Here is an 18,057-nt window from a genome sequence, read left to right as displayed (position 1 = left end):
TCCAGCCGGATCAGCTAAATGTTTGCAAGCTACCGACCGATCCTCTCGCTGCTTCGCGGCACCGCTTTCCTGCTGGCGGCGACCGGACTGCACGGGCTGCTGTTGCCGCTGCGCGGCCAGTTGGAAGGTTTCTCGACCGCATCGCTCGGCCTGATGGGCACGGCCTGGGCCGGCGGCTTCGTCACCGGCTGCTTCTTTGCGCCGCGCCTCGTGCGTCGAGCCGGTCACGTACGCGCTTTCGGCGCCTTTGCGGCATCGGGAGCCATCGTCGCACTGCTCACCGGCCTGATCATCGACGAATATGTCTGGATCCTGCTGCGCGCCTTCACCGGCTTCACCATGGCCGGCGCCTTCATGGTCATCGAAAGCTGGCTGAACGAGAAGTCCACCAACGAGAACCGCGGCACCGTCTTCGGTCTTTACATGATGGTCACCTACGCCTCGATCATGGGCGGCCAGATGATCGTTGCCGGCGGCGACGTGAAGTCGGCCTCGCTGTTCATGATCACCGGTATCCTGTTCTGCCTATCGCTCATTCCGACCGCGGTGTCGACGGCTTCGCACCCCAAGCCGCTGCAGGACGTCTCGCTCGACGTCAAGGGGCTCTATGTCAATTCGCCGGTGTCGGCGATCGCCTGCGTTTTGATCGGCATGGCTAACGGCGCCTGGGGCACGCTTGGTGCCGTCTATGGCGCCCGTATCGGCATTTCCACGGCCGAGATCGCGCTGATGATGAGCTTGGTGGTCGTCGCCGGCGCAGCCATGCAACTTCCGGCCGGGCGTCTTTCCGACAAGACCGACCGCCGCTTTGTGCTGGCGGGCCTGGCCTTCGGCGCGGCGCTGTTCGCCCTCGCGGTCTTCCTGTTCGAACCGCGCTCCGGCGTCTTCGTCATCGTCTGCACCGCCGCCTACGGCGCTTTTGCCTATACGCTATATTCGATCGCCGTGGCCCACGCCAACGACCACGCCCGGGCCGAGGATTTCGTCAAAGTGTCGGGCGGCCTGCTGCTGCTCTATGGTTTCGGCACGATGATCGGTCCGCTGCTGGCCGCCGGCCTGATGGGCTGGATGCGGCCGGAAGGCCTGTTCCTTGCGACGGCCTTCGCGCATCTTTGCCTGGCGGGCTATACGCTGCTGCGCATCAGCCGGCGCGCGCCGGTGCCGATCGAAGACCGCGACGCCTTCAAGACGCAACCGGCCGAGCGCTCGATCACGCCGGAAGCATTGCGGCTCGATCCGCGCAGAAAGCCTGAAACCAACGGTTGAGATTTAGAAAACTTTGCCTCACAAATAAGGCATGATGTTTTCCGACGCCTTCATGGCGATTGCCGATCCCAACCGGCGCTATCTTTTGGAAGAGCTCCGGCGCGGCCCGAAGACCGTCAACGAACTGGCCGCCGGGTTGCCGGTCTCGCGTCCGGCTGTTTCGCAGCATCTAAAGGTGCTGCTCGACGCCGGACTGGTCAATGCCAAGCCGGAAGGGACAAGGCGCGTCTATACGGTCAGCAATGCCGGCTTCCTGAAGCTCAACATCTGGCTCGACCAGTTCTGGGATGCAGAGCAGCTTGGCTCGCCAGGAAACTGAGTTGCGCCGTGACGTCTTGGCCGTGGCGCACCAAGCGCGTCGAGCGCGTCGAGCAGCTCGCCTGTGTCATGCTTGCGAGTGCCGAAATCATCGTGGCTGTCGAGAAGGCATCCCTGCTCGGTCCTACCGCCTGGCAAGCCGATGAGCTAGCTCAAGGTTGTTGCGGGACGAAAACGCCGTCCTTGTAGGTAGCGCCGAAATAAACCTCGACGCTGCGCAGCCTACCGTCCTGGAACGAATGCAGTTCGGTGTTGCGGAAGACCTTGCCGTCGAGCGTTTCGCAGCGATAGAGAACGAAAGCATCGTTGCCGTCCTCGCAAATCCTCTCGACGGCGATCGACTTGAACAGTGTGCTGTTTGGCCAGCAGCGCGCGAAGTAAGTCGCGCGGTCGATGGCGTCGTCGTAAGGGCTGGTGAAGGTGAAATCGTCTGTCAGCACCGCCTCAATGACGCTGCGGTCGCTGGCCTGGTAGGCGGCGAAGTAACTGCGGATCAAGTCCGATCTGCTTTTGACAGGCATGGCGAAAGCTCCTTTGGATTCAGGTGCTGGCGTTGAGCCGCACATCGTCCCATTGAAACAGTGTCGGGCGGCCTAAGCGTTCCAACTTGGACGTTTCTGAACACGGTCGAGCCAATGATGGACATTGACGAGCGCGTCCGGAATGTCGGTTCCGAAGAAAGCGCCAAGCCACGCTGCGACGGCGGCGGTGATATCGGCGACGGAGTACTGGTCACCGGCGATGAACGGACGGCCATCGGCGATCTCGCGGTCGAGCCACGCCCACTTTGCCGGAACGGCTTCTCGCTGCGTTTCGGCGAAAGCCGGGAACTGCACGAGCCGCTCCGCAAACATGGGATCGGAATGCTGGGCAATGCTGCCAATCGTTCCGAAGATCTCGATCTCGGCGCGGCGGTTCCACATTTCGACCTTGCCCTGGCTGACCGCGTCCGAGCCGAACAGTGCCGGCGTCGGATGCAGCGCCTCCAGATAGCGGCAGATGGCGATACTTTCGGTGATCGCCGTGCCGTCGTCGAGCACGAGCACGGGAATCTGGCCTAGTGAGTTGAGCTCAAGGAATTGCGGCGCCTTGTGCTCGCCTTTTGTGAGGTCGACATTAACCCGCGGAACGTCGATGCCTTTCTCAGCCATGAAGATGCGAACGCGGTAGGAATTCGGACCGATGCCGCAGTAGAGTTTCATACTATCCTCCCAATTCTGCTGGTCTTGGCTCGGGCTGCGGCGCTCACGCGCATTCTACCCGCAGGTTGTCGAGCATCTGGCTCCAGCCGGCCTGATGGTTTTCGGGCTGATCATGGCCATCAAGAAAGGCGCCTTGCTCGGTCATCACCAGCCGGCAGCCTGTGCCTTCTCGACGGAATTCAACCGTCAGCAGGCCGACAAACAATCGCTGGCCGCTGCTGGTCATGCCGCCAGCCGAGACGATGCGTTGGTCGCGCACGATGTCGAGGTAGCGCGTCTCGTTTACATAACTCTCGCCAGCCTTGGGTCCGAAACGGCTGAGCGCAATGCCGCCCACCTGGAACTCGAAGCAGTCAATGCTGGTTTCCCACCCCTCGCCGGGCGAGCCCCAGCGCTGCAATGCGGCGGGATCGGACCAGGCGGCGAACACCCGCGCCGGCGAAGCGGCGTAGCTGCGTTCGAGCACTATGGTCGAATGGACGACGGAGCGTTCGCTCATGTTGGCCTCCTCAGTTTCCTTCCGTTTCGTCCTTGGTTTCGGCAAGAAAGGCGCCGAGCCGGTCGAGCCGCTGTTCCCAGTTCAGGCGCCGTTCGTTGATCCAGTGTTCGGCGGTCCTCAGCGCCTTCGGCTCGATCCGGCAGGTGCGCACCCGGCCGAGCTTTTCGGTGTGGACGAGGCCGCTCGCCTCCAGCACGTTCAGGTGCTGGACCACCGCCGACAGCGACATCGCCAGCGGCTCGGCCAACTGGCTGACCGAGGCGGAGCTGCGCGACAGCCGCTCCACCATGTGCCGCCGCGCCGGGTCGGCGAGCGCCTGGAACATCAGGTCGAGTTGGGCGCTATCTTGCAGCATCGGGCTTAACCGTTGTTGCAGGGGACGAGCTTGAAGTAAGACATTGTTTCGCTCGTTCCTTTGGTGGTTCGCCGCTGCGTGGTTTACGGAGGGCTGAAACACTGAAGCGATTACTTAACTATTGCCACGGAGATAGAGTGTCAAGGTCCGGCTCCGCGCTTATTTGGCTTGGCTATGGGTGACGATGGCATCAACGATCGCGGCCCAGTCGTCGGGATGCAGTTCATGGCCGCCGCCCTCGATGCGGACAAGGCTTGCGCCGGCAACCGCTTCGGCAAGGGCGGCGCCGTGCTCGACCGGAAAAATCGGATCCGCTGTGCCGTGGATAACGAGGAGCGGAACCTTCAACTCGTGCAGGCGACCCCTCCAGTCTTCGCCGCCCCGATCTTCGCCGCCCCGATCTTCACCGCCCCGATCTTCACCGCTCGTGAGCAGGAAGTGATTGGTCGCGCTCAAGAAGCCGCCGGATCGGTCGTAATCCTGTTCGACGAACGCCCTCGTCAGCTTCTCGTCGAATGGATGCGCGGTGCCGGCGATTGCGTGCGCGTCCTTGACCATGAAGTCGACCACCTGGTCACGGTTCGACCAGTCGACTTTCGCGCCTTTGGCGGAATGCTTCATATAGGCGTCGGTCATGGCTGGCAGATGCGACGTGTCGATCCCGATTGGCGAAGTGCTGATCGCCGTAAGCGAGATGACCCGCGACGGATGTTTCAGCGCGACAAGCTGCGCGATCATGCCGCCCATCGACATGCCGGCCACATGCGCTTTCGCGATGCCATAACTGTCTAGTACGCGGATGGCGTCGTCCGCCATGTCGACGAAAGTGTAAGGCGGTTCGCCCGGCGCATATTTGGTCGAACGGCCGGTATCACGATTGTCATAGCGGATCACGAATAGACCCTTGCCGGCCAATTTCCGGCAGAACGCCTCCGGCCACCAGAGCATCGAAGCCATGGCGCCCATAATCAGCAGCATCGGTGGATGCGCGGGATCGCCAAATGTCTGGGACGCGATTTCCGGTTCCATTACCTTCGTCATCTTCGCAGTCTCCTCCTAAACCGATTGCTTTTTGCAATCAGTTGCACGATAATAAGACTGATATGATAATGCAACCGGTTTCTCTCGGAGAATCGCATGAGCATCGATCGCCGGTCTGGGTGCCCGATCAATCTGTCGCTTGAAGTGTTTGGCGACCGGTGGAGCCTGATCATCCTTCGCGACATGATTTTCGGCGGCAAACGCCACTTTCGCGACCTGCTCAACGGGTCGCTGGAAGGAATCGCTTCCAACATACTCGCTGACCGGCTGAAGCGGCTGATGGAGCTCGGCATGCTGACCAGGGCGGACGATCCCACCCACAAGCAGAAGGCAATCTACAGCCTGACCGAAATGGCGATCACGCTGGTGCCGATCCTGGCGCATCTCGGCGCCTGGGGTCGCGTCTGGCTGCCTGTCAGCGAGGAGCTCTCGATCCGCGCCGAGCTTCTGGAGAAGGGCGGCCCGCCGATGTGGGAAAAGTTCATGGACGAACTGCGCCACGAACACCTGGGCACGCCTTCCGACACGCCCCCGGATGCCACCGTGCGTGCCACCCTGCGGGCCGAATATGAGGCGATTGCCGCCCGAAAGGCGCCGGGCGCCAGGTGCGATTCCCGCGCCTAACCAACTTATTTTCCCCATTGCAGGTCGGCTCTGCTATTAAAGGAATGAAAACTATAATTTACGGGATTGGAAAAGCCCTTGGTTGAGAACTCTAAGGATACTGCCCGCGCGCGGGCCGATTTGCGTTTCAAGAAGCAGGAAGAGGCAGCCACGGTTCGCCAGAAGGCGATGGCGGAATATGTCGCCGAGAGCGACGCCCGCCAGATAAAGACCAACAAACTGAGGGCGCTCCGCCTTGCCAAAGAAGCGGAAGACCTCGCCAATGCGCCGGCTGCTCCTGTGAAGAAGCCGGCGCGCGCCAAGAAAAAATAGGGCTGGTTCGCAGCGCATAATGCTGGAAGCCGGAATCGGTTTCCAGAAAGAAGCTTTCGCGATTCAAATTGCAGACCATCCTTTGCGTCTCGCACTGCGCTCTAATCTTCGATAACCTATCTGAAAATCGCCGGCGTCTCCGACGTGCCGGCGCGGGCGTGTCCTGCCCGTCGCCGGCGGGTGCTGATCCGCGACGAGGCCGGCGCCATCATCGGCGCTGTTGAGGCCGGGCCCCTCTAGCCCATATTTATGTCACGAGTGGCCGCTCGCATCGACACCGAGAAGCCGGCCAGGACGTCGACCAGTGTGATGACCATCAGTGTGAAGAAAACCGAGTGCGCGGCGCCCTTCACCAGCAGGAACTCGACCAGGAACGCCACGAAGACGAAGGTCGACAACAGGTGGTCCATGATCGAGGCGTTCGACGTGCGCGTCGATTTCACGATTTCGATGAAGAAGAGAAGCAGCCCGATCAGCACGATCAGATCGCCGAGCGTCATCGAGAACACTCCGCCCGACATCATGCGGATCGAGAACATTTGGCTTGCCCAAGGATCGTCGCCGCCGCCGAATATTCCCAGAAGCCCCAGATTATAGAGGACGAAGGGCACGATCAGCAGCGGGATGGCACCGAACATCAGAAGGCTCCGGTTGGACAACCTTCTCTAGTATGCGCTCGGCGTTCGCCGTCAAGAATTTTCGTACGTGACCGCGAACACGGACCAAGACGGTGCGAAATAACCATGTCAGCCGGCGCGGCTGCCGTCCGGTACGGCTGCTGAGCTCTCTGAAATTGGTTCGGTGGGCGATCATCTCCGCCAAATGCAAAAAGACCGGCGCGATCGCCGGTCTTCGGGAGTCACAAAACCGTCGAAAGCGTTCTCAGCTTTCCTTCGGCTCCAGAACCTGGCGACCGCGATACATGCCGGTCTTCATGTCGATATGGTGCGGGCGGCGCATCTCGCCGGAATTCTTGTCCTCGACATAGGTCGGGGCCTTCAAGGCATCGGCCGAACGGCGCATGCCGCGCTTCGACGGAGAGGTTTTTCGTTTCGGTACGGCCATGGATACGCTCCATTACATGGTCAAAATGCCCCGGCTGCCCTCGTGAAAGGGCCGCGTCAGGGGCCGGAATCTGAGAAAGTCGGGTGCCTATACACGCCCTGCGCCGTTTTGGCCAGCGTCGCCGCAAATTTTTTTAAGCTAACGCAGACAGCCGACATAGGCGCCGGACCGGCCCGCGCGCCGCTCGATCAGCGCGGCCAGCCGTCTCAGCCCCGGTCCGGGCTTCGCCGGGTTGCGCGCGATTGGGTTCGGCAAGGTGACGGCAAGCAGCGCCGCCTGGCGACGCGACAATCGTTTTGCCGAAACCCCGAAATGGTGCTGGGCGGCGGCCTCGATGCCATAGATGCCCGGCCCCCATTCGGCGATATTGAGATAGATTTCCATGATGCGCCGTTTCGACATCACCATGTCGACATAGACGGCCAGCGGCAGCTCGACGACTTTCCGGACCGAGCCCAGCGGCCGCGACCACAGATAAAGGTTCTTCACGGTCTGCATGGGGATGGTCGAGGCGCCGCGCGTCATCTCGCCGGCCAGCGCATCGTCGACGACGCCCCTCAACTCGCCAAGGTCGATGCCGCGATGGAAACAGAACTGCCCGTCTTCCGACATGATGACCGAATTCGCCAGCGCCGGCGCCACATCGTCGATCGAGACCCAGCGCCGGTCATAGCCGGAAAACGTCGCCAGATCCTTCAGCATCAGTGTCGATACCGGATGAACGAACGGCGGGAGATAAAGAAAGGTCAGCACCACCGGCATCAGCGCCAGCACGACGGCGACGGTGATACCGCGCCGGACCCAGTGCCGGGGCCAACGTTTGAGACCGATGCGGTTGCCGCGTTTCGGCCTCACCATGTCCAGCCCTTCGGTTTCGTAATCGACGATCGGTTCCGCCAAGCCGCTCAATCCATGCTGCTCCCTGCCCCCGGCATAATGGCGCTTGGCTTCTTGCGCAACGTCTGAGTGTCGGCTACCCGTCCCCGGCATGACGAAAGACGATCAAATGCCGTTCGAGGCAGCGCTTGTCGCGCGCACAGGTCCGGTCGAGGCGCTGCTTAGGCGACTGCTCGACGACCGCCCCCTTTCAGGCGAGATCGCGCGGCCGCAACGTCTGATGGAGGCGATGCGCCACGGCGTGCTGAACGGCGGCAAGCGCCTGCGCCCCTTCCTGGTCATGGAAAGCGCCGCGCTGTTTTCCGCGGACGGCGAGGCGGCGCTGCGCGTGGCGGCGGCGCTCGAATGCGTGCATTGCTATTCGCTGATCCATGACGATCTGCCGGCCATGGACGACGACGATTTGCGCCGTGGCCAGCCGACCGTGCACAAGGCCTTCGACGAGGCGACCGCTATCCTCGCCGGCGACGCCTTGCTGGCGCTCGCCTTCGACATCATTGCCGACGAAGCAACAATGCTGCCGGCCGAGCGACGGGCGGCGCTGGTGCTGGCGCTGGCCCGCGCTGCCGGAGCTGGCGGCATGGTCGGCGGCCAGATGCTCGATCTCGAAGCTGAGCGTATCAGGCCGGACGAGGCCGGCATCATCCGGCTTCAGGCGATGAAGACCGGCGCACTGATCCGCTTCGCCTGCGAGGCGGGCGCAATCCTTGCCGGCGCGCCAGCGGCGGACCGTGAAAGACTGGCGGAATTCGGCTCCGCGATCGGGCTTGCCTTTCAACTTGCCGACGATTTGCTCGATCTGACGGCGGACGCGCACCAGATGGGCAAGGCAACCGGCAAGGATGCAGCCGCCGGCAAGGCGACGCTGGTGGCGCTGCACGGCGCCAATTGGGCGCGGGGCCAGCTTCAAGGCCTCGTCGACCAGGCTCACGCCTTGCTTCATCCCTATGGCGGACACGCCGCGCTTCTGAAGCAGGCAGCGGAATTCGTGGCGGCCCGCAACAGCTGACGCTGTTCCAGGCTGTACTGCCATCCTACAGCCCGCCGTGTAGCCAAGGAGGGTTGGCGAATTGTTCGGCCAGGAAATCCACGAACACGCGCACACGCGGCGCCAGGATTCGACCAGGCGGATAGACAGCGCAGATTGGCGGTCCATCATGATGATTGTATCCGGTGAGCAATGCGGTCAGTCTGCCTATCCTGATATCCGGTCCAACCAATATCTCCGACATGCGCACGATGCCGACACCGGCGAGCGCCAGCCGGCGTAGCGCTTCCGTGCTGTTGGCCTCTATCGGGCTGCGGATACGCATGCTTTGCGGACCGTCCGGGCCATCGAATTCCCAGATGTTGAGGCCGCCACGTGATGTGATGCCAAGACATGTATGATGTTGAAGATCGCCTGGCGTCATCGGGATACCGTGTTTTTCGAGATACCGAGCTGACGCGCAAATGACACGGTGATTGGGCGCCAGCCGCCGCATCACCAGCCTGGAATCGCTCTGGGCGGCAACCCGCACGGCGACGTCCGTTTCCTCAGCCAATAGGTCGACAATCGCATCTGTGAACATTAGCTCGAGCTCGACGGCAGGGTAGCGATCGATGAAGGCCGGTAACATCGGCACGATCAAACGATGGCCGAAGGCGCTTGGAAGACTGACCCGCAGCCGGCCGCGCGGTTCTGCGCCGGGTTGAATCGCGATTTCAGCCTCTTTGATGTCGTTCAGGATACGGCGAGCGCTATCGGCATAGGTGCTGCCTTCCGCCGTCAAGCTGATGCGCCGCGTCGAGCGTTGCAGCAATCGCACGCCAAGGCGGGACTCAAGCCGCCCGATGATCTTGCTGACGGCCGATGGGCTCAACCGCAGCCGGCGTGCCGCCGCCGAGAAATCGCCTTCCTCGACAATTGCCAGGAACACAGCCATCGTCTCTTGCCGGTCGATGATATCTATTCCAATTCGTCACAGATGAACGGAAACTATCACCGATTATCGGCAGATGCGAACCATAATATGTTTTCCTTTTCAGCATGCAAAATGCTGGAGAGGAGGTGCCATGGGATCGGAACACGTAAACCTGCGAGATGCTCACGAGCTGCATCGGTGGGCACGTCGTCAGCGCAGCGCCGCAATTGGGCGATGGTGTCTTTGGCTTATCCGTGCGCTCGATCGGTCACGTCAAGGAATAGGAAAACGCGCAAGGCGAAGCAATGTCCGGGCTAGCGCAGCCGGCCGATCGGAATGATTTCTGGCGATGTTGGAGCGTATGGCTCGCCACGCCAGTTGCCGAGCCATTCTTCGACGGCCAGCCCGGTCTGGTCCAGCATCTGCGCAAGGCTTTCCTTTGTCGGGAAGGCGATTTTCGATTCGGCGCTGAGCACCCGTCCACTGCCGGGGATTTCATAATGGGTCGAGTAGGTGACGACACCGGTAGCGGGATCGCGCCGAAAATCGTTCCACGCTCTTACGGTGCCCAATTCGGGATGACTGAGTTCCCGTTGCGACCGTTTCGGCGTCCACTCGAGCCATTCCTGCGCGACTGGATTTCGCGTATCGAAGATGAAGCACCCGTCGGCAGCCAGATGAGCGGCGATCGTGGCAAGCACCGCCTCTCGATCTTCTGGCGTCAGAAACACCTGGAAGGCGTGCCCGGTCAAAATCACCAGGTCGAAGCGTCGTCCAAGCCGGACGTTGCGCGCATCGGCCTCGACCCAGTCGACCCTCTGCCCGCCGGCTCTGCGGCGCGCGACGTCGAGCATCGCCGGTGCCGGATCGACGCCGGTCACGCTGCGCCGATCGGCGAGCGCCGCCGCCAATTGCCCGGTACCGCAGCCGAGATCGAGAATCGAGCCTGCTTGCTTGGCAAAGCCAACCCAATAGTCGAAGTCCACGCCGCCTTCGTTCTCGATGTCATAGAACTGGACAAGGTCGGGATCGCTGTAGAGACGGTCGGACATGGTGGGCCTATAGCTGGAATTTTGCTTTTATGCGCCTGGCGCACTGCAGCGGCGTGAGCGTGCTGGTGTCGATTTCGAGATCATAGCCGATATTCTTGTGCACGCGGTCTATTGCCAGCGCGACAGCCCCGGCAAGCGGTCGGCCCGCTGGATTTCGCGAGCCTCGAGAATGTCCAGCGGAGCAATGACGCCGACCAGGGATAGATCGAAATCCGACAGCAACCTCAGATACTCCGGCATCTCGCCGTCGCACAGCACATTATCGACAATGAGGTTGTTGCCTTGTGCCGCCATCGCGGCGATGGCGTGCCGCATGCCAGCACTTTCAGGTTCGAACAAGCGCCGACATATCGCTACCGATTCCGCACCACAATGCATGCACCGCCGACGCTTTGCAGTTTCTGGCAGATATTGTTGGCCTTGGCTTTGGAGTCGGCGCCGATCCGGACTGCATAGATGCCGCGCCTGCCGATCGGCGTGCGCACCCGGCTGACCACCGGATTATGGTCCTTAAGCAAGGCCGGAAACCGGCGCTTCACACCATTCCATTGACTGAGAGCCGCGGCGCGGCGGAAATTGCCGGCCACCTGCACGCCCCACGGCTTGATGTTGATCGACGCCATGGCCACGGTTTGGGACTTGATGACCGGCAGCCTGCGGCAGGCGACCGCGAAGCTCGCTTTCGTGTCGAGCGGCCGGATGGTGCCAGCATAGGCGGTGTCGGTGAACCTGTCGGCCGGCTCGCCCATGATGTCCAGAACGTAGTCTTCGGTCTCCATCGGCAGGAAGCCGCCGGAACTCAGCCAGCGCGACACCCGGTTTTCACCGGCATTGTAGGCGGCGGCCGCCAGGCCCAGATTGCCGAAGCCGGTTTTCATCTCGGCGAGATATTTTGCCGAGGCCGGGATGGCCTGCTCGATATCGAAGGAATTGGCAAGGCCGCGTATCCTGGCGGTGCCCGGCATGAACTGGGCTATGCCTTCGGCGCCGACCGGACTGACCGCATTGGGATCGAAGCGGCTTTCCTTCCAGATCAGCCGGGCAAAGAAATCCTTGGACAGGCCGTTTTGATCGGCATGGGCCTCGATCAGGTTGCAAACACGGTCGAGCAGCCGCTGCTTGGCGGGGCGGGGCGGATCGGCGTGGGCGGCTGTCGCCCAGCCGAGCGCGCCGAGCAAAACCAATTCACCAAGCAAAACCGGCGTCGCCCAGAGGAAGCGCCGCATCGACCTACTCCGCCGCGGCCTTGCCAGGTTGCCCAAAACGCTGCTCGATGTAATCGGCGACCATTTTTTCGAAGTCGGCGGCAATCGAAGGGCCGCGCAGCGTCGCCGCCTTCCTGCCGTCGACGAACACCGGCGCCGTCGGCGTCTCGCCGGTACCGGGCAGCGAAATGCCGATGTCGGCATGCTTGGATTCACCTGGACCGTTGACGATGCAGCCCATCACCGCGACCTTGAGGTTTTCGACGCCGGGATATTTTTCACGCCACAGCGGCATGTTTTTGCGCAGATCCGCCTGGATATTCTGGGCGAGTTCCTGGAACACGGTAGAGGTCGTGCGACCGCAGCCGGGGCAGGCGGCGACGATCGGCACGAACTGCCGGAATCCCATGGTCTGCAGGAGTTCTTGCGACACCTGCACCTCGCGCGTGCGGTCGCCATTCGGCTCCGGCGTCAGCGAGATGCGGATCGTATCGCCAATGCCTTGCTGGAGCAGGATGCCCATCGCCGCGGACGAGGCGACGATGCCTTTCGAACCCATGCCGGCCTCGGTGAGGCCGAGATGCAGCGCGTGGTTGGAGCGGGTGGCGAGTTCGGTGTAGACGGCGATCAGATCCTGCACGCCGCTGACCTTGGCCGACAGGATGATCTTCTCGCGGCCAAGGCCGATCTCCTCGGCCATTTCGGCCGAAAGGATCGCCGACTGCACGATCGCCTCGCGCGTTACCTCCTGCGCGGTCAGCGGAAAGCCTTGGCGCTGGTTGTCGTCCATCAGCCGGGTCAGAAGCTCCTGGTCGAGCGACCCCCAGTTGACGCCGATGCGCACCGGCTTGTCGTACCGGATCGCCATCTCGACGATCGCCGCGAACTGCCGGTCCTTCTTGTCCTTGAAGCCGACATTGCCCGGATTGATGCGGTATTTGGCCAGCGCCTCGGCGCAAGCCGGGTGGTCGGCGAGCAGCTTGTGGCCGATATAGTGGAAATCGCCGACCAGCGGCACATCGATGCCGAGCCGTTCGAGCCGCTCGCGGATGGCGGGCACGGCGGCAGCACTCTCGTCACGATCGACGGTGATGCGCACGATCTCGGAGCCGGCGCGATGCAGCGCCGCAACTTGAGCGACTGTCTGGTCGACGTCGGCGGTGTCGGTGTTGGTCATCGACTGAACGACGACAGGCGCACCCCCGCCGACCATCACGCCGCCGACATCGACACCGACCGATGTACGGCGCGGGAAGGGTGAAGAAAAATATCCGGTCATGGCCGGCTGCCCTTTGTTAGCGCCGAATTCCGGAATCGGTTTCCGGAAACAATCATGCGCAAAAATCAAAATACAGCGTCGTTTGCGCGTCCGAAAGGACGCGCGGCGCCGTAGAAGGTCCGGCATGAGGTGGAGGAGCAAAGATGGCTTGTCAATGGCGACAGGCAGGCAGACCTGTCAAATCGACCGTTCCGGCGGCATTGGTTGCCACCGGAGAAGATGATGGCGCGCAAAGCGCGCAGCTATCCCTGCACGTGACCTCGAAATCGAAACGATTTCGGAAAGGATCATGCGCCAAAATCAGAAAGCACGACAACGCCCTTTGCGCGTCCAAAGGACGCGCGGCGCTGTAGAAGAACGTCAGTGCGTGGTCGGTTTCGGTTTCGCCTTCAGTTTTTCAATCTCGTCCTTGAGCGCCAGCTTGCGCCGCTTGAGATTCACGATTTCGAGGTCATCGACCGATGGATGGTTCATCGCATCATCGATTTCGCGTTCGATGTCGCCGTGTTTCCGCTGCAGCTCATCAAGATGGGATGCAAGAGACATGATTGGTTCTCCCTTTCATGGTTTCCTCGATTGCAGCCGTCAAGGCGCGTCCACCGCAGGCTCGCTTCTGTGACGGCATAATGACAGTGTGCCACTATCGGGCATCGATGTCGAATGCTGCGTGGTAGCATTTCACGACAATACGAAATGTGGTATTGGCTGCGCGCCGGTGCAAGATACCTCCGGCCCCGCCCAATCAGGCCCATTTTTGGGCGCCGCAGACGTGCAGACGGTAGATAATGTCCGAACAGGAACAGGCCGATATCCGCCTCGAATATTCTCGGCTGAAGCAAGAGCATGCCGATTTCGACGCGGCGATCAACGCGATGATCGCCATGGGCTGCGACCCTCTGCAGATCCAGCGCATGAAGAAGAAAAAACTCTTCCTGAAAGATCGGCTGATGGCGCTGGAAGACCGGATCATCCCCGACATCATTGCGTGAGCGAATCCACTTACCGTCGCGACAAATCCTGCTCATCCCGTGATCGAAAGCCTTGCGGCGCGTTCGCGCAGCAAGGCAATGAGATGGCCGGTCTTCTCCTCGGAAGTGTCGATGGGAACCACCAGGCATATCGTCGCCTCGACCTTGCCGGCAGCTGAAAAGACTGGCGCTGCAAGGCATTTTGTATAGGCGTCGACAAGACCGGAGGTCACACAGTAGCCGGCAGACCCGGCCGTGACGATATCTTCTATGAAGTCGTCCAGCAGCAATCTGCGGCCGTCCGGCAGGACGAGATCGTTCTCAGACACCATGTCTTCGATCACGGCCCGTTCGAAACCGGCGAGTAGCAATCGCCCGGAAGCGGTCCAGGGAAGCGGGATCTGCAAACCTGTGGCCGAACTGATCCGGAACGGCCTGGTGCCCGGGCTTGAATGGACAATCGTATAGCGTCCGCTTTGCAGCATACACAATTCAGAGGTCTCGCCTGTCTCGCGCGACAGATTGTCGACTTCCTGACGTCCTCTCCTGAGCAAGTCGTTGCCGCGCACATAGTCCATTCCGTAGAGATAAAGCTTCTTCCCGAAATAGACCCGATTGCCGTCGCCGGCCATTTCCAGCAGGCCCGCATCGACGAGCGAGCGCACAAGCGTGTAGATCGTCGACCGCGGCGCATTCACTCCTTTGGCGAGATCGCCAATCCCGATCGCTCGCTGGTTCGCGTGAAGAAACTCCAGGATATGGAGCACCCGGTTGAGACCCTTCTCGCGGGAGCTCGCAATCTTGTCTTCGTCCGGACCAGCTTCCGACCGCGCTGCCAAGGCATTGCCATCTTGCATTACTGATTCCTGATGTTAATATCTGTCTTGTACAGGATACATGTGTCTTTTGTAAGAGACAATCCAGCAGACCACTGACGCATGTATCGGCAAGGGGAACACAACACGAAGGAGGTCGCCGTGAACGACACATCCAAAAGACGTGAATTTCTGAAACTGGGAATGGCAGGGCTTGCAACGGCCGGAGTGGTGGGCGCAGCAGCAACGAAGGCGGCAGCGCAAGCTGCACCGGACAGCCTCCTGCGCACTGTTCTCGAGCGCGGCAAGGTGATCGTCGGCACCGGCAGCACCAACGCGCCCTGGCACTTCGAAAACGATGCTGGCGAGCTGGTGGGCATGGACATCACAATGGGGCGCATTCTTGCCAAGGGGCTATTCGACGATACGACCAAGGTCGAATTCGTCATGCAGGATCCGGCACAGCGCATTCCGAACGTGACCACCAACAAGGTCGACATCTCGATCCAGTTCATGACCATGACCGCCCAGCGCTCGCAGCTGATCCACTTCTCCCGGCCCTATTACGTCGAAGGCATCGCCTTGCTGACCCTTCCGAACGCCGAAAACAAGACCTTCGACAAGCTGCTTGCCGGCGGTTCGGCGACACGGATTTCCATCCTGCAGAACGTCGATGCCGAGGCAAATGTGCGAATCGTCCTGCCGGAGGCGCAGGTGATGCAGATAGACACGCAGGCCAACGTGCTGCAGGCACTGGAATCGAAGCGCGTCGACGGCGCCGCCGTCGATCTGTCGACGGTCCGCTGGCTCGCCTCGCGTAATCCGGACAAGTACTTCGATGCCGGCAAGAGCTGGTTCTCGATGCTTTACGGCGCCGCACTTCGGCAAGGCGACCTCGACTGGCTGACCTTCGTCAACACGACCTTCACCACCGCCATGTTCGGCCATGAGACGGCGCTCTACGACGCTGCATTCAAGGACTATTTCGGACAGGAGCCGCCGGCGCGCCATCCCGGCTTCCCGGTCATCTGATGCAAGCTGGCGGAAGGGCCGCGCCCTTCCGCCTCCTTCTCGTCGACCGCCCTCGATATCACAGGGACACATGGGCTATACCCTCAACTTCAACCTGATCTGGCGGCATTTCGACAAGCTCTGGGGAGGGCTGCTGCTCAGCCTCGAGCTGGCCGTGATCTCCATTGCGATCGGCATCGTCATCGGGCTGCTTCTGGCGGTCTGGTACGTGTCGGCCGGGCGTGCGGTGCGGACCGTCATCGCCGCCTATGTCGAGTTCATCCGCAACGTGCCGCTGATCCTGCTCGTCTATCTCGTCTTCTACGGCCTGCCGACGGTGGTCGACATCGCCTACAGCGCGCAGACCTCATTCATTGCTACGCTGTCGCTCTATAGCGGCGCCTATCTGGTCGAGGTGTTCCGCTCGGGGCTCGAAGCGGTTCCGCGCGGACAGCTCGACGCCGGCAAGGCGATCGGCCTGACGCCCTGGCAAAGGCTGGTCCATGTGCGCCTGCCGACGATGTTGCGGATAACGCTGCCCGCGCTTTCCAACACGTTCCTGTCGCTGTTCAAGGACACGTCCGTTGCCTCGGTCATTTCGGTGCCCGAACTCACCTACGGCGCCCAGTGGATCAACTTCAACACCTTCCGCATCGTCGAGGTCTATCTTGTAGTGACGGCGATGTACCTCTTGACCGGCTATGCGCTTCTTTATGCGCTTCGGCTTGTCGAGCGCCGGTTCAGAGCGGCGCACTAGGATGCTTGGCCAGATCGCCTATGCCTTGCCTTTCGTGGCCCAGGGTTTTGCCGTGACACTATGGGTGTCGCTGCTGGTCGTGGTGTTGTCGCTCGTCGCCGGCGTGATGATGGGCGTCGGCCTTGTCTATGGCCCGGCTCCGCTGCGCTGGGCGGTGCGGATTTTCAGCGACACCATACGCGGCATTCCGATCCTGGTGCTCATCTTCTTCGTCTATTACGGCCTGCCTGCCGTCGGCATCCATCTGGAATCCTTCTGGGCAGCCGTCCTGGCACTCACCCTGTTCAAGACGGCGCAGGTCATCGAGTATCTGCGCGGTGCGGTCGGTTCCATACCGAAGGGGCAGTCCGAAGCGGCGATGGCGATCGGGCTGACCTTTCGCCAGCGACTGGCTTACGTCATCTTCCCGCAAGCGTTCAGGCGCTTCCTGCCGCCTTGGATCAATGGCGTTACCGATGCGGTGAAGGGTAGCGCGCTGGTCTCGCTGCTCGGCATCACCGACCTGATGCACGCCATCAACCAGGTCATCGGCCGCACCTACGAGGCGATGCCGCTCTACATCCTCGGTGCGGTCATCTACTTCGTCGTCAATTACGCCCTCTCCCTGGCCAGCCGACGGTTGGAGCGGCGTTTCTCCTTTATCCGGGAATAGCAAGATGTCCATCGCCCCGCCCGCCAATCCGGCGCTTCTCGACATCTCCGACGTTTCCAAATCCTTTGGATCCGTCGAGGTCCTGCGCTCCGTCAGCCTGCAGGTGACACGCGGCGAGGTGGTGACTGTCATCGGACCTTCCGGCAGCGGCAAGACCACGCTGCTGCGCTGCGTCAACTTCCTGGAGAGCTACGACGGCGGCTCGATCCGTATCGACGGCAAGGAGGTCGGCTTCCGCGACACGGGAACACGCCAGCGCCGCAGCGAGCGCGACCTGGCGAAGATGCGCGCCGAAACCGGAATGGTGTTCCAAAGTTTCAATCTGTTTCCGCATCTGACGGCGGCCGGCAACATCATGCTTGGCCTGCGCAAGGTGCGCGGCAAGAGCAGTACCGAAGCACGTGCCATTGCCGAGCACTGGCTCGGCCGGGTCGGACTTGCCCACAAGGCCGACAGCCTGCCGGCCGAGCTTTCCGGCGGCCAGCAGCAGCGCGTCGGCATCGCCCGGGCGGTGGCGATGGAGCCGAAAATCCTACTTCTCGACGAGATAACATCCGCGCTCGACCCGGAACTCGTCGGCGAGGTGCTCGAGGTCGTGCGCAGCCTGGCCGAGGACGGCATGACGATGGTGATGGTCACGCACGAGATGGCCTTTGCGCGCGACGCCTCGAGCCGCATCGTCTTCATGGCGGATGGCGGCGTCAGCGCCGCAGGCCCGCCTGCCGAGATTCTGGGCACCGAGATCGACAATGAGCGTCTCCGCAGTTTCCTGGCGCGGTTTCGTGCCTCGCATTTCTGACATCCGGACGGCGAAAGCTGTCGCAAGGAGCCTTTC

At 61.6% G+C, this 18,057-nt stretch carries 25 protein-coding genes; 10 read left to right on the top strand and 15 right to left on the bottom strand.

Annotated features, from left to right (window positions below; all coding sequences use genetic code 11):
- The first annotated feature begins 18 nt into the window (after positions 1-18).
- On the top strand, positions 19-1,266 hold the full coding sequence (locus A9K68_RS06385) for an MFS transporter (RefSeq protein WP_065011315.1): 1,248 nt from the start codon (positions 19-21) through the stop codon (positions 1,264-1,266).
- A 31-nt stretch (positions 1,267-1,297) separates the two neighbouring features.
- Positions 1,298-1,585, top strand: coding sequence for a metalloregulator ArsR/SmtB family transcription factor (locus tag A9K68_RS06380; RefSeq protein ID WP_065011314.1), 288 nt, complete (start codon positions 1,298-1,300; stop codon positions 1,583-1,585).
- 151 nt (positions 1,586-1,736) lie between these two features.
- Here A9K68_RS06380 and A9K68_RS06375 read toward each other — a convergent pair whose 3' ends face one another.
- From A9K68_RS06375 to A9K68_RS06355, 5 genes are all read right to left on the bottom strand, one after another.
- Complete coding sequence (locus A9K68_RS06375) at positions 1,737-2,105, bottom strand: nuclear transport factor 2 family protein (protein ID WP_065011313.1); 369 nt, start codon at positions 2,103-2,105, stop codon at positions 1,737-1,739.
- Between the two features lie 72 nt (positions 2,106-2,177).
- Positions 2,178-2,786: a glutathione S-transferase family protein gene (locus A9K68_RS06370; RefSeq protein WP_065011312.1), complete on the bottom strand. Its 609-nt coding sequence runs from the start codon at positions 2,784-2,786 to the stop codon at positions 2,178-2,180.
- A gap of 43 nt (positions 2,787-2,829) precedes the next feature.
- Positions 2,830-3,285 (bottom strand): SRPBCC family protein, encoded by a 456-nt coding sequence (locus A9K68_RS06365; protein ID WP_065011311.1) that lies wholly within the window; start codon positions 3,283-3,285, stop codon positions 2,830-2,832.
- 10 nt (positions 3,286-3,295) lie between these two features.
- A complete protein-coding gene (locus tag A9K68_RS06360) occupies positions 3,296-3,640 on the bottom strand; it encodes a metalloregulator ArsR/SmtB family transcription factor (RefSeq protein ID WP_065011310.1) in 345 nt (114 codons plus the stop codon).
- A gap of 159 nt (positions 3,641-3,799) precedes the next feature.
- Positions 3,800-4,681, bottom strand: coding sequence for an alpha/beta hydrolase (locus tag A9K68_RS06355; protein WP_065011309.1), 882 nt, complete (start codon positions 4,679-4,681; stop codon positions 3,800-3,802).
- A 96-nt stretch (positions 4,682-4,777) separates the two neighbouring features.
- Between A9K68_RS06355 and A9K68_RS06350 the strand changes: the two genes are divergently transcribed.
- Both A9K68_RS06350 and A9K68_RS06345 read left to right on the top strand, forming a co-directional pair.
- Complete coding sequence (locus tag A9K68_RS06350; protein ID WP_029348748.1) at positions 4,778-5,305, top strand: helix-turn-helix domain-containing protein; 528 nt, start codon at positions 4,778-4,780, stop codon at positions 5,303-5,305.
- A 78-nt stretch (positions 5,306-5,383) separates the two neighbouring features.
- Positions 5,384-5,617, top strand: coding sequence for a hypothetical protein (locus tag A9K68_RS06345; protein WP_029348749.1), 234 nt, complete (start codon positions 5,384-5,386; stop codon positions 5,615-5,617).
- Between the two features lie 236 nt (positions 5,618-5,853).
- Here A9K68_RS06345 and A9K68_RS06340 read toward each other — a convergent pair whose 3' ends face one another.
- From A9K68_RS06340 to A9K68_RS06330, 3 genes are all read right to left on the bottom strand, one after another.
- Complete coding sequence (locus A9K68_RS06340; RefSeq protein WP_065011308.1) at positions 5,854-6,255, bottom strand: hypothetical protein; 402 nt, start codon at positions 6,253-6,255, stop codon at positions 5,854-5,856.
- A gap of 244 nt (positions 6,256-6,499) precedes the next feature.
- Positions 6,500-6,682 (bottom strand): 50S ribosomal protein L32, encoded by a 183-nt coding sequence (gene rpmF / locus A9K68_RS06335; protein WP_029348751.1) that lies wholly within the window; start codon positions 6,680-6,682, stop codon positions 6,500-6,502.
- A gap of 138 nt (positions 6,683-6,820) precedes the next feature.
- Entirely contained in the window at positions 6,821-7,591 is a 771-nt protein-coding gene (locus A9K68_RS06330; RefSeq protein WP_065011307.1) for a transglycosylase domain-containing protein, read from the bottom strand.
- A 79-nt stretch (positions 7,592-7,670) separates the two neighbouring features.
- Between A9K68_RS06330 and A9K68_RS06325 the strand changes: the two genes are divergently transcribed.
- Positions 7,671-8,588, top strand: a complete 918-nt coding sequence (locus tag A9K68_RS06325) for a polyprenyl synthetase family protein (protein WP_065011306.1) — start codon at positions 7,671-7,673, stop codon at positions 8,586-8,588.
- A gap of 25 nt (positions 8,589-8,613) precedes the next feature.
- Here A9K68_RS06325 and A9K68_RS06320 read toward each other — a convergent pair whose 3' ends face one another.
- From A9K68_RS06320 to A9K68_RS06295, 6 genes are all read right to left on the bottom strand, one after another.
- Positions 8,614-9,504 carry a LysR family transcriptional regulator gene (locus A9K68_RS06320; protein WP_065011305.1) on the bottom strand — a complete coding sequence of 297 codons (891 nt, stop codon included), beginning with the start codon at positions 9,502-9,504 and terminating at the stop codon, positions 8,614-8,616.
- A 293-nt stretch (positions 9,505-9,797) separates the two neighbouring features.
- Positions 9,798-10,535, bottom strand: coding sequence for a class I SAM-dependent methyltransferase (locus A9K68_RS06315; protein WP_065011304.1), 738 nt, complete (start codon positions 10,533-10,535; stop codon positions 9,798-9,800).
- A 108-nt stretch (positions 10,536-10,643) separates the two neighbouring features.
- On the bottom strand, positions 10,644-10,850 hold the full coding sequence (locus A9K68_RS06310; RefSeq protein WP_246811305.1) for a hypothetical protein: 207 nt from the start codon (positions 10,848-10,850) through the stop codon (positions 10,644-10,646).
- Between the two features lie 38 nt (positions 10,851-10,888).
- The gene (locus A9K68_RS06305) at positions 10,889-11,761 is read right to left on the bottom strand and encodes a lytic transglycosylase domain-containing protein (RefSeq protein ID WP_065011303.1); all 873 of its coding nucleotides are present in this window, start codon (positions 11,759-11,761) and stop codon (positions 10,889-10,891) included.
- A 4-nt stretch (positions 11,762-11,765) separates the two neighbouring features.
- The gene (gene ispG / locus A9K68_RS06300; protein ID WP_065011356.1) at positions 11,766-13,019 is read right to left on the bottom strand and encodes a flavodoxin-dependent (E)-4-hydroxy-3-methylbut-2-enyl-diphosphate synthase; all 1,254 of its coding nucleotides are present in this window, start codon (positions 13,017-13,019) and stop codon (positions 11,766-11,768) included.
- Positions 13,020-13,379: 360 nt separating this feature from the next.
- On the bottom strand, positions 13,380-13,565 hold the full coding sequence (locus tag A9K68_RS06295; protein ID WP_023797036.1) for a YdcH family protein: 186 nt from the start codon (positions 13,563-13,565) through the stop codon (positions 13,380-13,382).
- 239 nt (positions 13,566-13,804) lie between these two features.
- Here A9K68_RS06295 and A9K68_RS06290 point away from each other — a divergent pair, with 239 nt between their 5' ends.
- On the top strand, positions 13,805-14,008 hold the full coding sequence (locus A9K68_RS06290; protein ID WP_023797035.1) for a YdcH family protein: 204 nt from the start codon (positions 13,805-13,807) through the stop codon (positions 14,006-14,008).
- A 32-nt stretch (positions 14,009-14,040) separates the two neighbouring features.
- On the opposite strand, the gene A9K68_RS06285 is transcribed toward A9K68_RS06290, so the two are convergent.
- A complete protein-coding gene (locus tag A9K68_RS06285) occupies positions 14,041-14,844 on the bottom strand; it encodes an IclR family transcriptional regulator (RefSeq protein WP_065011302.1) in 804 nt (267 codons plus the stop codon).
- 120 nt (positions 14,845-14,964) lie between these two features.
- On the opposite strand from A9K68_RS06285, the gene A9K68_RS06280 reads away from it, so the two are divergent.
- The 4 genes from A9K68_RS06280 (at position 14,965) to A9K68_RS06265 (ending at position 18,021) form a co-directional block, all read left to right on the top strand.
- A complete protein-coding gene (locus A9K68_RS06280) occupies positions 14,965-15,834 on the top strand; it encodes a transporter substrate-binding domain-containing protein (RefSeq protein WP_065011355.1) in 870 nt (289 codons plus the stop codon).
- A 70-nt stretch (positions 15,835-15,904) separates the two neighbouring features.
- The gene (locus tag A9K68_RS06275; RefSeq protein WP_065011301.1) at positions 15,905-16,570 is read left to right on the top strand and encodes an amino acid ABC transporter permease; all 666 of its coding nucleotides are present in this window, start codon (positions 15,905-15,907) and stop codon (positions 16,568-16,570) included.
- 1 nt (position 16,571) lies between these two features.
- Positions 16,572-17,222 (top strand): amino acid ABC transporter permease, encoded by a 651-nt coding sequence (locus A9K68_RS06270; protein WP_065011300.1) that lies wholly within the window; start codon positions 16,572-16,574, stop codon positions 17,220-17,222.
- A gap of 4 nt (positions 17,223-17,226) precedes the next feature.
- Positions 17,227-18,021, top strand: coding sequence for an amino acid ABC transporter ATP-binding protein (locus A9K68_RS06265; protein WP_065011299.1), 795 nt, complete (start codon positions 17,227-17,229; stop codon positions 18,019-18,021).
- Positions 18,022-18,057: the final 36 nt, after the last annotated feature.

It is taken from the genome of Mesorhizobium sp. AA22 (assembly GCF_001672375.2).
Classification (GTDB): Bacteria; Pseudomonadota; Alphaproteobacteria; order Rhizobiales; family Rhizobiaceae; genus Mesorhizobium; species Mesorhizobium wenxiniae.
This window is presented reverse-complemented; position numbering and strand designations above follow the sequence as displayed.